Raw genomic sequence first — 12,894 nt, forward strand, 5'->3', positions numbered from 1 at the left:
CGGCGGAGAAACGACGCATGAGCACTATCGACAACACGTTTGAGGCACACAGCAGCGCCGGTGTCTCCCAACCCGCGACGCGCGGATCGATCATTGCGCGGCTCGAGCGATTGCCCGCGAACGCGATGCTGGTGCGCGCGCGCATTCTGATCGGCCTCGCGACGTTCTTCGACGGCTTCGACGTGATCGCGATCGCCGCGACGCTGCCGATCCTGATCGGCAAATGGCATCTGACGCCGTGGGACGTGGGCCTGCTGATCGGCGCGGGTTCGGTCGGTCAGCTGGTCGGTGCGTTTCTGTTTCCGTGGTACGCGGAACGGCAGGGTCGCGTGAAGGCAATTGCGCTGAGTTCGGGGCTGATCGGCATTACGAGTATTGCGTGCGGTTTTGCGCCGACGTTTGCAGTGTTCGTCGCGTTGCGCATCGTGCAGGGCATCGGGCTGGGCGGCGAGTTGCCGGTGGCCGCGACGTACATCAACGAAATCTGCCGTGCGCATGGACGTGGGCGTTTCGTGCTGCTGTACGAGATCGTGTTCCCGGTTGGTTTGCTGGCGTCGAATGCGCTGGGTGCGTGGATCGTGCCGCGCTTCGGTTGGGAAGCGATGTACTTTATCGGCGGCATGCCGTTGATTCTGTTCTTCGTGTTGCGCAAGCTCGTGCCGGAGTCGCCGCGCTGGCTCGCTGAACGCGGCCGCATGAACGAAGCCGCCGATGCCGTGCAAGCCTTTGAACGCACCGCAAAGACCGCGCTGCCGCCGATGGCCGACCCCGCCGGCTTCGAAGCGATGGCGGCGCGTCACCCGAAGCGCAAGATGAGCGATCTGTTCGGCAAGGCTTACTGGAAGCGCTCGGCGGCAGTCGCGATGCTGTGGATGACGTGCGGAGTGATCCAGTACGGTCTGTCGACGTGGCTGCCGACGATTTATCGCACGGTGTATCACGCGCCGTTGCAACTTGCGCTGAATCTGGCCGTCGCGGCTTCCGTGCTTGGCGTTCTGGGTTCGCTGCTGTGCGCGATGCTGGTCGACAAGGTGGGCCGCAAGCCGATCATCAACTGGTCGTTCATGCTGTGTGCGTTGTCATTGGCGCTGGCGGGCGTGTTTCATAACGCTTCTGTTTATGTGGTCGCGACGTGCTGTGCGTTTGCGCTGGGCTGGCTGGCGTGCGGGTTTATCACGGCGTATGTGTATACGCCGGAGCTGTATCCGACGAGTATTCGTGCGTTCGGCTGCGGTGTCGGCGGCGCATGGCTGAAGCTCGCGGCGATCTTCGCGCCGACGCTGGTGTCGAAGACGATGATCGGCGGGAATCTCGATGTGGCGTTTTATCTGCTGGCCGTGGTGCCGTTTCTCGCGGCGCTGGTTGTGAGGTTTCTCGGGATCGAGACCAAGGGGAAGGTGCTGGAGCAGCTGGAAGCCTGAGTTTTCCGTGATGCTTTGAATGTTGGGCCACGGTGCGCGGTGTGCGTGTCGTGGCCCAGGTTGTTTTCAGGTGAGGGTTTTCGGGAGTGAGGGATTGGGTGTGGTTTGAGCGCACCTTAAGCCGTATCACGGAAACCAGGATCACGCGAAAACGCCTGAATTCAAGCTAATTTCGTGATTTGACGGGTCGCATCTTGCCGGCAACCGAAGCCTCGCACGACGTTCCCCGGATTCAAAGGTGAGCGTTTTCGGGACGCGTGATTCGGTCTCACCCCTGCGGCAACTCCCGCACATCCGCCGTCGCCACGGCGCCAAACGTCTCGCTCAGCACGTAATCCACCAGCTTGCCCGCCGATTCCTCCGGCGTTGCCAGCTTCCCGTCGCGCTTCAGCTCTTCGAACTTCTCGCGCATCGGGAATTTGTCGAGTTCGGACGAGCGAATCTCTGCCTGCATGTTCGTATCGACGACACCCGGCGCTACGCTGCAAATTCGCAGCGCGCGATTCTGATCCAGCGCGACGGAGCGCGCGTGATGATCGAGCGCAGCTTTCGTCGCGCAGTAGATACTCCAGCCCGCATAAGGATGACGCGCCGCGCCACTGGAAATGTGGACGATGCGCCGGTCGCCAGCGTCAGGGCTCGCCGATGCGAACGCGCTTGCCAGCATCAACGGCGCCGACACATTCAGCGTGACCGCTTGCGCAATCGCCGTAACATCTTGCCCTTCGACAGGACCGATCGGCTGCACCATGCCGGCATTGTTGAACAGCAATGCGGTTTGCGCGCCCTTCAGAAAGTTGCGCAGCGTGTCGCCCGCGAGGAATTGCGTCAGGCTTCCGGCATCCGACAGATCGACCTCGATCTGTTCGAAGCCCGCCTGATTCGCAAGCGCCTCATTGCGCGAACGCGAAATGCCGAGCACGGCGATGCCATGCGCAAGCAGCCGCTGTGCAAGCGCGGCGCCGAGCCCTTTCGTATGACCCGTGACGATAGCGCGGACGGAAGTAGTAGCGTTCATATCGATGTGCAATAACCCGTTAATCGTCCGGTCATTTTCTCACGCACGCCCAGCATGCGCAGACGCCTGAATCACTCGTGTCGAAAGCGCTCACGATACTGCTTCGGCGTCGCGCCGATACGCTTCGTGAACACGATGCGCATACGGTCGGCCGTGCCGAAGCCGCAATCGTAAGCAATCGTTTTCAGCGCCGCGCCGCTGCTTTCGAGCAGCTTGCGGGCAGCATCCATGCGCGCCCGCTCGACGAACTCATGCGGCGTCACGCCCGTCTCCTGCACGAAGATACGCGCAAAGTTTCGCGCGCTCATACCCGCGACATCGGAGAGTTGCCGCACCGTGAAGTTCTCGCGGATATTCGCCATCACATGCGTCTGGACCCTGGCGACGGGCGAGGTTTCGTCGGCGGGTGCGGTGAGGTACGGACTGAACTGCGACTGGCCGCCCTGACGCTGCGAGAACACCACGAGCCGCTTCGCCACTTTCAACGCGACCTGCGGGCCGTGATCTTCGGTGACGAGCGCCAGCGCGAGATCGATGCCCGCCGTCACACCCGCCGACGTCACCAGCCGCTCGTCGCGCAGATAGATCCGGTCGAAGTCGACGCGCGCTTTCGGGAACTGCGTGGCGAGTTGCTGTGCGTGCTGCCAGTGCGTCGTGACATGACGATCGTCGATCAGCCCCGCGTGACCCAACGCGAACGCGCCCGTGCAGATCGAGCCGTAGCGCTCGCATTGCGATGCGACGTTCGCGAGCCAGTGCGTGAGGCGCGGGTCCGGCGTGATTTCCGGCAACGCGGGACCGCCCGCCATCAGCGCAAGATCGAACCTGCTGTGCCGCTCGCCGAAGGTTTCATCGGCGACGAAACGGATACCGTTCGACGCGCGCAGCGGCTCGCTGTCGGCGGCAAGCAGCGCCACGTCATAGCGGTCCGTGCCGTCGATAAACAGATTCGCCTCCGCGAATACATCGAGAGGACCGGCGACATCCAGCGCCTGGACGCCCGGAAAGATCGCGATGGCAACGCGCGGCATTCATTGACCTCGTAGACAACGCGTGGTGGAAAACGGCAGCAGACGACGTGTGGTTGGCAGGTTTCGCCGTTGGGAACAGGTTGAACGCAGCAGCCGCAAAACCAATACTGAAGCCATCGACAACCACGAAGCACCGGAGGAACCCAGGATGGAACAGGATAGCAAATTTGCCTACCAGGCCGATGCCAAGGTCCGCGACGCCCACAACGAACGCCTGATGGACGAAGCGTTGATGGACACTTTCCCCGCCAGCGACCCGATCGCGCCGATGCGTTTCGACTGAGCGCGAGCATTTGCGGCAAGCTCGCGGCACAATATGACGCAATTCAATGCATCGATTGTCCGCCATGGTCCTGAAGAATCTGCTTCGCCGGCTCGACCTCACGACCCTGCAACTGTTCATCGCCGTCTATGAGGAAGGCACGCTGACGCGCGCGGCGGAACGCGAGGCTATCGCCGTATCCGCTGCGAGCAAGCGGCTGCTCGAACTGGAGCAGGCCGTCGGCGCGACGCTCTTTCAGCGCAACGCGCGCGGCATGACGCTCACGCCCGCGGGCGAAACGCTGCTGCATCACGCGCGCCGGGTGATGCGTGGTATCGAGAACATCGGCATCGAACTGGCGGGCCACGCGAGCGGCATACGCGGCTACGTGCGGATGATGGCGAACCTCTCGGCGATCGTCGAGTTCCTGCCTGAAGACCTGCGCGCGTTTCTCGGCGTCAACGAGCAGGTGAAGATCGATCTCGAAGAGCGGCCGAGCGGCGGCGTGGTCGAAGCAGTGGCGGACAGTCTCGCGGACCTCGGCATCTGTTCCGGCGAAGCGGACGCGCGTGGACTCGAAGTGACGCACTACCGGCACGACACGCTGTGCGTCGTGATGCGCGACGATCATCCGCTTGCGGGCCGCGAGAGCGTCGCATTCGACGAGACGCTCGACAGCGATCACGTCGGCCTGCATTCGGCCAGTTCGATCAACGCGCGCACGCATATGGCGGCGCGTCAGGCGGGCAAGGCGCTGAAGCTGCGCATCCACGTGCCGGGCTTCGACGCCGTGTGCCGGATGGTGCAGGCGGGCATGGGCGTCGGCATTTTGCCGATCAACGTCTATCGGATCATGGGGCGGCCGCTCGGCCTCGTTTCCGTCGCGCTCGAAGACGAATGGGCCGAGCGCAATCTGATCATCGTCACGCGCGATGCAGCGCGTCTGTCGCCCGTCGCGAAGCTGCTGTTCGACCATCTGCGCACCGTGGAAGCCTTGTCCGGCAAGGCTTAGCACGGAGCGTTCGCGAACCGCGAACGGTCGTTGGCGAATTGCGGTTGGACGCTCCCGCCGCCTCGCTTCTACATTTGTCTCCAACCTGAAACAAGATTGGAGACAGCATCATGAGTGGTCCGTTGCAGGGCATTCGCGTCGTCGAAATCGGCACGCTGATCGCCGCGCCATTCGCCGCCCGCCTGCTCGCCGAGTTCGGAGCCGAAGTCATCAAGATCGAAGCGCCCGAAACGGGCGATCCGCTGCGCAAATGGCGCAAGCTGCATGAAGGCACCTCGCTCTGGTGGTATCTGCAATCACGCAACAAGAAGTCCATCTGCGTGAATCTCAAGTCGCCGGAAGGCGCGGACGTCGTCAAACGTCTCGCCGCCGATGCCGACATCGTCATCGAAAACCTGCGTCCTGGCGCGCTCGAAAAGCTCGGTCTCGGCTGGGACGTGCTGCACGCCATCAACCCCAAGCTCACGATGGTCCGCATTTCCGGCTACGGCCAGACGGGCCCGTATCGCGATCGTCCGGGCTTTGGCGCGATCGGCGAAGCGATGGGCGGCATCCGCTATACGACGGGCGATGTCGAAGGCGCGCCGGCGCGCGTCGGCGTGAGTCTCGGCGATTCGCTTGCTTCGCTGCATGGCGTGATCGGCGCGTTGATGTCGGTGTTGCGCGTGAAGACCTGTCAGGGCGATGGACAGATCGTCGACGTGTCGCTCGTCGAAAGCGTGTTCAACCTGATGGAAAGCCTCGTGCCCGAATACGATCTGCTCGGCCATGTGCGCGAGCGCAGCGGCGGTGCGCTGCCGGGCATCGCGCCATCGAACACGTATCGCACGGAAGACGGCGGCTTTGTGGTGATTGCGGGAAATAGCGATCCGATCTTCAAGCGCCTGATGCAGGTGATCGGCCGCCCCGATCTCGCGGATGATCCCGCGCTCGCCCGCAACGATGGCCGCGTCGCGCAGAACGCGATGCTCGATGCCGCGATCACCGCGTGGACCTCGCATCATTCGATCGACGATGTGCTGGCTGCGCTCGAAAGCGCCGAAGTGCCGTCGGGCCGCATCTATTCGGTCGCCGATATCGTCGCCGATCCGCATTACCAGGCACGCGAGATGTTGCTGAAGGCCGACTTGCCGGGCGGCGCGTCGGTGAAGATGCCGGGCATCGTGCCGAAGCTGTCGGAAACGCCGGGCGAAGTGCGCTGGCAAGGTCCGGCGCTCGGCGAGCATACGTCGAGCGTGCTGGCCGACCTGGGTTATGCCCAAAGCGAAATCGAGCGGCTGCGCCGCGAAGGAGCCGTGCAATGAACTTCGAACATGAGTCTTTCGACAAGCTGATCGTGCAGGAAGTCGCCCCGCGCGACGGCTTGCAAATCGAACCGACGTGGGTCGAAACAGCGGACAAGATCGCGCTGATCGATCAACTGTCGACGGCGGGCTTTACGCGCATCGAGGCCGGTTCGTTCGTGTCGCCGAAAGCGATTCCCGCGCTGCGCGACGGCGAAGCGGTGTTCACGCAGATCCAGCGCCGCGAAGGCGTGATTTTCGTCGCGCTGGTGCCGAACGTGAAAGGCGCGGAACGCGCGCTGAACGCACGCGCCGATGAGTTGAACCTCGTGATGTCCGCGAGCCAGACGCACAACCGCGCGAATATGCGCATGAGCTGTGAAGCGTCGCTCGATGCGTTCACGGATATCGTGCGGCTCGCGAAGCATTTCCCCGTTTCATTGAATGCGACGGTGGCGACCGCATTCGGCTGCCCGTTCGAAGGCAAGATCGACGAAGACCGCGTGGTGTCGATCGTCGATACGTACCGTGAAATGGGCATCAACGGCATCACGCTCGCTGACACGACGGGCATGGCGAATCCGCGCCAGGTCGCGCGACTCGTGAAGCGCGTTTTGCAACGCGTGCCTGCCGAAGCGCTCACGCTGCACTTCCACAACACGCGCGGGCTTGGTCTTGCGAACGTGCTGGCCGCGTATGAAGTGGGTGCGCGCCGCTTCGATTCAGCGCTCGGCGGACTCGGCGGATGTCCGTTCGCGCCAGGCGCATCGGGCAACATCTGCACCGAAGACCTCGTGAACATGTGCGACGAGATCGGCATTCCGACAGGCATCGATCTGCAAACGCTGATTGCGCTGTCGCGCACGTTGCCCGCTCTGCTCGGCCATGACGTGCCGGGCCAGTTGATGAAAGCAGGCCGCAATTGCGATGTGCACCCCGTACCGGATTACGTGCGCGCTATCTGAACTTCATTCACCGAACAACACTGACGACCGGACGACGAATCCGGCCAACAAGGAGACAAGCATGAGCACACCAGGCGCAGTGGCGGCAGGCGGCCGCGACGACAAGCTAACGGCAACCGCCGATATCATCAAAAAGGTCACGTGGCGGCTGATGCCGCTCATCATGATCTGCTATCTGTTTGCGTTCTTCGACCGTATCAACATCAGCTTCGCGAAGTTCCAGCTGCAAAGCGATCTCGGCTTTTCCGACACCGCGTATGGCCTCGGCGCGAGTCTCTTCGTGATCGGCTACGTGCTGTTCGAAGTGCCCAGCAATATGCTGCTGTACAAGGTCGGCGCACGTAAGTGGATCGCGCGGATCATGATTTCATGGGGTCTCGCGACGGCCGCAATGGTGTTCGTGCAGAACGAATGGCAGTTCTACGGTCTGCGCTTCGTGATCGGCGCGATGGAAGCGGGCTTCGCGCCGGGCGTGCTCTACTATCTGACGCTTTGGTTTCCGGCGAGCTATCGCGGCCGTGTGACGTCGCTGCTGTTTCTCGCGTCGGCATTCTCGGGTCTGGTCGGCGCGCCGCTGTCGGGTCTGGTGCTCGGTCAGATGGATGGCGTGTTCGGTATTCGCGGCTGGCACTGGCTCTTCATGCTCGGTGGTCTGCCTTGTATCGTGCTCGGCATTCTCGTGCTGAAAGTGCTGAAGGATCGTATCGAGGATGCGGGCTGGCTGTCGCCTGCTGAGAAGACATATCTGTCGAGCCAGATCGCACAACAGGCGCAACCGACTACGCATGGTCATTCGCTGCTGGGCGCGATCCGCACGCCTGGTTTTCTGACGCTCGGGTTGATTTACTTCCTGATTCAGATTGCTTCGTACGGTCTGAACTTCTGGGCGCCGCATCTGATTCGGAGCGCAGGTACGCAAAACCCGACGATTATTGGTCTGCTCACGGCAGTGCCCTATATCTGCGGCGCGATCTGCATGGTGGTGGTGGGGCGTCTGTCGGATGCATCGGGTGAGCGTCGCAAGTTCGTTAGCGCGCTGCTCGTGATGGCTGCGGTCGGGTTCTTCGCCGCAGGTTACTTCGACAAGCAGACGACGATGCTTGTCGTTGCGCTCGCCGTGCTCGGTGCTGGCGTGATTGCGTCGATTCCCGCGTTCTGGGCATTGCCGCCGAAGCTCGTGTCGGGTGCGGGCGCTGCGGGTGGTATCGCGCTGATCAATACGCTGGGTCAGTTGGGCGGTATCGTCAGCCCGGTGATGGTGGGGCGCGTGCGCGACGTGACGGGTAGCACGACGCCGGCGCTTTATGTGATCGGTGGACTGAGCCTGGTTTGCGCGCTGATCATTCTGTACGGTCTGCCGCAATCGCTGCGTCAGAAGGATCACACAGGGCGCGCTGGCGCGTGATGCTTCGGTGAGTCAATAAAAAACGCACGGCTCGATGCCGTGCGTTCTTCTTTCAAACCCTCTCAAGCCTTCAATTTCGCAGCCGCCGCATCCTCGCGCGACTGCACTTGCAACACCGCATCGCGCTTATCGAGCAAATGCTGCCGCAAGATCGCACTCAGGCGTTTGCCATCGCGCGCTTCCAGCGCCTGAAGCATCTCATCGTGATCGTGAATCGCGCTGTCCCACTTCGGAATCTGGAAGTTCGAGCGGAAACGCAGCGCCTGCAAACGACGGTTCACTGCGATATACGTCTGACGCAGCGCCGAATTGCGTGCAGCTTCATTGATCTTGTCGTGAATCGCCTGATTGCGGCTGTAATAACCGGCGAGATCGTTCTGCGCGCGGCACGCGAGCATCGCGTAGTGCAGCGCCTTGATCTCCGCCAGCTCGACCGCCGTCATCCGTTCCGCCGCCAGTTCGCCCGAAAACGCTTCGAGCCCGCTCATCAGTTCGAAGGTCTCGCGCAATTCCGCTTCATCCATCTTGGACACCGACGCACCACGATTCGGCTCGATATCGATCAAGCCTTCCGCCGCGAGCACTTTCAGCGCCTCGCGCAGCGGCGTGCGCGAAATGCCGAGCGTTTCGCACAGTTCGCGTTCGTTCAGTTTCTTACCGGGTTCCAGCACGCCTTCCACGATAAAGCGCCGGATATGTTCGACCACCGTGTCGTGCAAACGCTGGCGTTCGACCTTCGGCATCAGCGGAGGCGGCGTCAGGCCTGCTTCAATGTCCGAATTTTGCATACAAAAATCCTCAAGCACGATTTACACCGATTTTAAGGCATGGTGCCCAGTAAGTGGGTGCGAGGGTAAACACCGCCTTGGGATTGTCACGGATCGGCTGTTATAGTTTTTTGCATGCAAAATTCAATTGAGGAGATCGACCGATGCTGAAGCTCGACTTTCATCCCGCAGGCCGCCACTTTTTGCAGATTCCGGGTCCGAGCCCGGTGCCCGACCGCATCTTGCGGGCGATGAGCTATCCGACCATCGACCATCGCGGCCCGGAATTCGGCGCGCTGGGCCTGAAAGTGCTGGACGGCATCAAGAAGATCTTCAAGACGCAGCAGCCCGTCGTCATCTACCCGGCATCGGGGACGGGCGCATGGGAAGCGGCGCTGTCGAACACGCTGAGCCCCGGCGACCACGTGCTGATGTTCGAAACGGGCCACTTCGCGACGCTCTGGAAGAAGATGGCCGAGAACCTCGGTCTGAAACCGGAGTTTCTGGGTTTGCCGGGCATCGAAGGATGGCGGCGCGGCGTGCAGCCGCAAATGATCGAAGCGCGTCTGCGCGAAGACACGCAGCATTCGATCAAGGCCGTGTGCGTCGTACATAACGAAACGTCGACGGGCGTCACGTCGGACATCGCCGCTGTGCGTCGTGCCATCGATGCAGCGGGCCATCCGGCGCTGCTGCTCGTCGATACGATTTCGGGCCTTGCATGCGCCGATTATCGTCATGACGAATGGGGTGTGGACGTCACGGTTTCGGGATCGCAGAAGGGTCTGATGCTGCCGCCGGGCATCAGCTTCAATGCGGTGTCGCAGAAAGCGATCGAAGCGGGCAAGCAGGCGAAGCTGCCGCGCGCGTTCTGGGACTGGACCGAAATCATCGAAATGAACAAGAGCGGCTATTGGCCGTACACGCCGAACACGAACCTGCTGTACGGGCTGTATGAAGCGCTCGAGATGATTCTCGGCGAAGGGCTCGACAACGTGTTCGCGCGTCACGACCGTCTCGCCGAAGCATGCCGCCGCGCAGTGCGCGCATGGGGTCTCGAGATTCAGTGCGCCGATCCGTCCGTGTATAGCCCGGTGCTGACAGGCGTGATGATGCCCGAAGGCATCGATGCCGACGCCGTGCGCAAAGTTATCTACGAGCGCTTCGACATGTCGCTCGGCACGGGCCTCGGCAAGATGAAAGGGCGCATGTTCCGCATCGGTCATCTTGGCGACTGCAACGACCTCACGCTGATGGCCACGCTTGCCGGTGTCGAAATGGGCTTGCAGATTGCGGGCGTGCCCGTGGCGGCAAGCGGTCTGCCTGCTGCGATGGAATTCCTGATGTCGCAGCCGAACGCACCGAAACTCAAAGCCGCCGCATAAGCAGCCGATAACCAGAGGGTATCCAGACGGTATCCAGACGAAGAAGGAAGCGCAAAACGGCGACACGTTGCTTCCTTCATCGCACAAGACGCACGCAGTACCCACGCGCCCGGCCAGCGCGACACACAGCAGCGAACAGAAAGACAAAGACGCAAGCGAACCACAAACGCGACCAACGCCAACGGCAGACCCTGCGGATGGCGGCTCGCGCGGCATGAAGGCCGAACACGCCGTGTGAATGCCCATCCGCCAGAAACGGAGACAGACGATGAAGCGGTTTCGTGTGACCAGTGCGACCAGTATCGTTCTACTGATGCTATGCATCATGTACTTCATCACCTACCTTGACCGCGTCAACGTCAGCACGGCGGCTGCGGGCTTCGGCAAGGAGTTTCATCTTTCGCATACGGAAATCGGCCTTGTTTTCTCGGCCTTTGCGTATCCGTATCTCGTGTTTCAGATTATCGGCGGGTGGGTGAGCGATCGCTTCGGCGCGAAGCGCACGCTGATTGCGTGCGGCGCGATCTGGGCGCTGGCAACGTTGCTGACGGGTTTCGCCGGCGGCCTCGTGTCGCTGCTCTTCGCACGCGTGCTGCTCGGCTTTGGCGAAGGCGCGACGTTCCCGGCTGCGACGGCGGCGATGTCGCGTTGGGTCGCTAAAGAAAAGCGCGGCTTTGCGCAAGGCATCACGCACGCGGCGGCACGTATCGGCAATGCGGTTGCGCCCGGCGTGATCGTGCTTGTGATGACGACCTGGGGCTGGCGCGAATCGTTCTATATCTGCGGTGCGTTCAGTCTGCTGTGGGTCGTCGTGTGGGCGATGACGTTCACCGAGTATCCGAAAGAGCATCGCCGCATCACGCAGGCTGAACTCGATATCTTGCCGCCGCCGAAAGCGAAGACCGCGAATCTGCCGTGGAAAGCGCTCTTCAAGCGCATGACGCCCGTGACCATTGTGTACTTCTGCTATGGCTGGACGTTGTGGCTGTTTCTTAGCTGGATTCCGCAGTACTTTCTGCATAGCTATCACCTCGATCTGAAGAAGTCGGCGGTGTTTGCTTCGGCTGTGTTCTTTGCAGGCGTGATTGGCGATACGCTGGGCGGCATCGTCACCGACAAGGTCTTCGAGCGCACGGGCAACCTTCGCCGCGCACGCAGCTGGATGGTGTCGATCTGCATGCTGCTCACGCTCGCGTCGCTCGTACCGCTGTTGCTCACGCACAACCTGTATGTATCGATGGTGTGTCTGTCGGCGGGATTCTTCTTCGCCGAAATGACGATCGGACCGATGTGGGCAATCCCGATGGACATCGCACCGGAATATTCGGGTACCGCAAGCGGCATGATGAACACGGGTTCTGCACTCGCCGCCATCATTTCGCCGGTGCTGTCGGGTTATCTGATCGACACGTTCGGCAGCTGGGAATTGCCGTTCGCGGGCAGCATGCTGCTGATGGCAATCGGCGTCGTGCTCGCGTTCCGCATGCAACCCGAAAGCCGCTTCGCAGTCGGCAGTGAACCGACCGCACAGCCTGCCACACATTTGAATGCCTGACTCTCGCTAACGTTTGACCGACCATGCTCAGCCAACAACTCGCCGACGCGCGCGCCGACTTCACGACGCTCGCGTCGCTTTCCCCCGAACTCGTTCCCGCAGACATGAGCGCGGCCTACGCGATCCAGCACGAGTTGCTGGCGAAGCGTGGCGCGCGTATTGGAGGCTGGAAAATAGGCGCTAAATCTGCCGAAGGTGCGATTCAGGGCGCACCGTTGCCTTCTTCAGATTTGCATGCGGATGGTGCGCGGCTACCGCGCGCGCACTACAAGCCGCTTGGACTCGAACTGGAAATTGCATTTCGTTTCGGGCGGCAATTCGAGCCTTCGACCAACGCGTATCACGAAGTCGAAGTACTCGATGCAATCGATTCGATGGCACCAACTATCGAAATCGTCGCGAGCCGCTACGCGCAGTGGCCCAACGTCGACAAGCTCGCGCAACTCGCGGATCTACAGAATCACGGCGCGTTGATTGTCGGTGAGTTCTCGAAGTATCGGCGCGATTTTCCGTTCGTTGCGCCGGCGCTTGGCTTCACGTATGAAGGACAGGACGTGGTGAAAGCGACGCCGTCGAATCCGTGTGGCGATCCGCGCCGGTTGCTGACGTGGCTCGTCAATCACTGCACGCAGCATCATCGGATTGCGGTCACGCCCGACATGATTCTGACGACGGGCTCTTATACGGGCATGTTCTTTCCGCAGCATGCGGGCACTGCGCGTGGGCTGATCGAAGGGCTCGCGCCCGTCAGCGTCACGCTCGAGTAGATTCGCATTCCACGCCTCGATTT

Annotated in this window: 12 protein-coding genes; 9 read left to right on the forward strand and 3 right to left on the reverse strand. The window is 61.7% G+C overall.

Annotation, left to right across the window (positions count from 1 at the left end; genetic code table 11):
• Nucleotides 1-17 precede the first annotated feature (17 nt).
• Nucleotides 18-1,421, forward strand: coding sequence for an MFS transporter (locus tag G3O01_RS25925; RefSeq protein WP_205809483.1), 1,404 nt, complete (start codon nucleotides 18-20; stop codon nucleotides 1,419-1,421).
• Nucleotides 1,422-1,689: 268 nt separating this feature from the next.
• On the opposite strand, the gene G3O01_RS25930 is transcribed toward G3O01_RS25925, so the two are convergent.
• Both G3O01_RS25930 and G3O01_RS25935 read right to left on the reverse strand, forming a co-directional pair.
• Complete coding sequence (locus G3O01_RS25930; RefSeq protein ID WP_205809484.1) at nucleotides 1,690-2,439, reverse strand: SDR family oxidoreductase; 750 nt, start codon at nucleotides 2,437-2,439, stop codon at nucleotides 1,690-1,692.
• 71 nt (nucleotides 2,440-2,510) lie between these two features.
• Nucleotides 2,511-3,470, reverse strand: a complete 960-nt coding sequence (locus tag G3O01_RS25935; RefSeq protein ID WP_205809485.1) for a DJ-1/PfpI family protein — start codon at nucleotides 3,468-3,470, stop codon at nucleotides 2,511-2,513.
• 25 nt (nucleotides 3,471-3,495) lie between these two features.
• On the opposite strand from G3O01_RS25935, the gene G3O01_RS25940 reads away from it, so the two are divergent.
• The 5 genes from G3O01_RS25940 to G3O01_RS25960 all read left to right on the forward strand — a co-directional run bounded on the left by G3O01_RS25940 (nucleotide 3,496) and on the right by G3O01_RS25960 (nucleotide 8,397).
• Nucleotides 3,496-3,753, forward strand: a complete 258-nt coding sequence (locus G3O01_RS25940) for a hypothetical protein (protein WP_205809486.1) — start codon at nucleotides 3,496-3,498, stop codon at nucleotides 3,751-3,753.
• Between the two features lie 64 nt (nucleotides 3,754-3,817).
• Nucleotides 3,818-4,744: a LysR family transcriptional regulator gene (locus G3O01_RS25945; RefSeq protein WP_205809487.1), complete on the forward strand. Its 927-nt coding sequence runs from the start codon at nucleotides 3,818-3,820 to the stop codon at nucleotides 4,742-4,744.
• Nucleotides 4,745-4,854: 110 nt separating this feature from the next.
• Nucleotides 4,855-6,048, forward strand: a complete 1,194-nt coding sequence (locus G3O01_RS25950) for a CaiB/BaiF CoA-transferase family protein (protein WP_205809488.1) — start codon at nucleotides 4,855-4,857, stop codon at nucleotides 6,046-6,048.
• On the forward strand, nucleotides 6,045-6,992 hold the full coding sequence (locus G3O01_RS25955; RefSeq protein WP_205809489.1) for a hydroxymethylglutaryl-CoA lyase: 948 nt from the start codon (nucleotides 6,045-6,047) through the stop codon (nucleotides 6,990-6,992). Before G3O01_RS25950 ends, G3O01_RS25955 begins: the two co-directional genes overlap by 4 nt.
• 61 nt (nucleotides 6,993-7,053) lie before the next feature.
• Entirely contained in the window at nucleotides 7,054-8,397 is a 1,344-nt protein-coding gene (locus tag G3O01_RS25960; RefSeq protein WP_205809490.1) for an MFS transporter, read from the forward strand.
• Nucleotides 8,398-8,459: 62 nt separating this feature from the next.
• On the opposite strand, the gene G3O01_RS25965 is transcribed toward G3O01_RS25960, so the two are convergent.
• Nucleotides 8,460-9,185, reverse strand: a complete 726-nt coding sequence (locus G3O01_RS25965; RefSeq protein ID WP_205809491.1) for a GntR family transcriptional regulator — start codon at nucleotides 9,183-9,185, stop codon at nucleotides 8,460-8,462.
• Between the two features lie 143 nt (nucleotides 9,186-9,328).
• Between G3O01_RS25965 and G3O01_RS25970 the strand changes: the two genes are divergently transcribed.
• The 3 genes from G3O01_RS25970 to G3O01_RS25980 all read left to right on the forward strand — a co-directional run bounded on the left by G3O01_RS25970 (nucleotide 9,329) and on the right by G3O01_RS25980 (nucleotide 12,871).
• Nucleotides 9,329-10,549 carry an aminotransferase class V-fold PLP-dependent enzyme gene (locus tag G3O01_RS25970; protein ID WP_205809492.1) on the forward strand — a complete coding sequence of 407 codons (1,221 nt, stop codon included), beginning with the start codon at nucleotides 9,329-9,331 and terminating at the stop codon, nucleotides 10,547-10,549.
• A 268-nt stretch (nucleotides 10,550-10,817) separates the two neighbouring features.
• Nucleotides 10,818-12,104: an MFS transporter gene (locus G3O01_RS25975; RefSeq protein WP_205809493.1), complete on the forward strand. Its 1,287-nt coding sequence runs from the start codon at nucleotides 10,818-10,820 to the stop codon at nucleotides 12,102-12,104.
• A gap of 23 nt (nucleotides 12,105-12,127) precedes the next feature.
• The gene (locus G3O01_RS25980; protein WP_205809494.1) at nucleotides 12,128-12,871 is read left to right on the forward strand and encodes a 2-keto-4-pentenoate hydratase; all 744 of its coding nucleotides are present in this window, start codon (nucleotides 12,128-12,130) and stop codon (nucleotides 12,869-12,871) included.
• Nucleotides 12,872-12,894: the final 23 nt, after the last annotated feature.

Source organism: Burkholderia sp. Ac-20365, from assembly GCF_017104715.1.
Taxonomy (GTDB): domain Bacteria; phylum Pseudomonadota; class Gammaproteobacteria; order Burkholderiales; family Burkholderiaceae; genus Paraburkholderia.

Coding starts and splice junctions, on each gene's coding strand:
- G3O01_RS25925 (WP_205809483.1), top strand. CDS start 18: ATGAGCACTATCGACAACACGTTTGAGGCACACAGCAGCGCCGGTGTC.
- G3O01_RS25975 (WP_205809493.1), top strand. CDS start 10,818: ATGAAGCGGTTTCGTGTGACCAGTGCGACCAGTATCGTTCTACTGATG.
- G3O01_RS25980 (WP_205809494.1), top strand. CDS start 12,128: ATGCTCAGCCAACAACTCGCCGACGCGCGCGCCGACTTCACGACGCTC.
- G3O01_RS25970 (WP_205809492.1), top strand. CDS start 9,329: ATGCTGAAGCTCGACTTTCATCCCGCAGGCCGCCACTTTTTGCAGATT.
- G3O01_RS25955 (WP_205809489.1), top strand. CDS start 6,045: ATGAACTTCGAACATGAGTCTTTCGACAAGCTGATCGTGCAGGAAGTC.
- G3O01_RS25930 (WP_205809484.1), bottom strand. CDS start 2,439: ATGAACGCTACTACTTCCGTCCGCGCTATCGTCACGGGTCATACGAAA.
- G3O01_RS25950 (WP_205809488.1), top strand. CDS start 4,855: ATGAGTGGTCCGTTGCAGGGCATTCGCGTCGTCGAAATCGGCACGCTG.
- G3O01_RS25935 (WP_205809485.1), bottom strand. CDS start 3,470: ATGCCGCGCGTTGCCATCGCGATCTTTCCGGGCGTCCAGGCGCTGGAT.
- G3O01_RS25960 (WP_205809490.1), top strand. CDS start 7,054: ATGAGCACACCAGGCGCAGTGGCGGCAGGCGGCCGCGACGACAAGCTA.
- G3O01_RS25965 (WP_205809491.1), bottom strand. CDS start 9,185: ATGCAAAATTCGGACATTGAAGCAGGCCTGACGCCGCCTCCGCTGATG.
- G3O01_RS25945 (WP_205809487.1), top strand. CDS start 3,818: ATGGTCCTGAAGAATCTGCTTCGCCGGCTCGACCTCACGACCCTGCAA.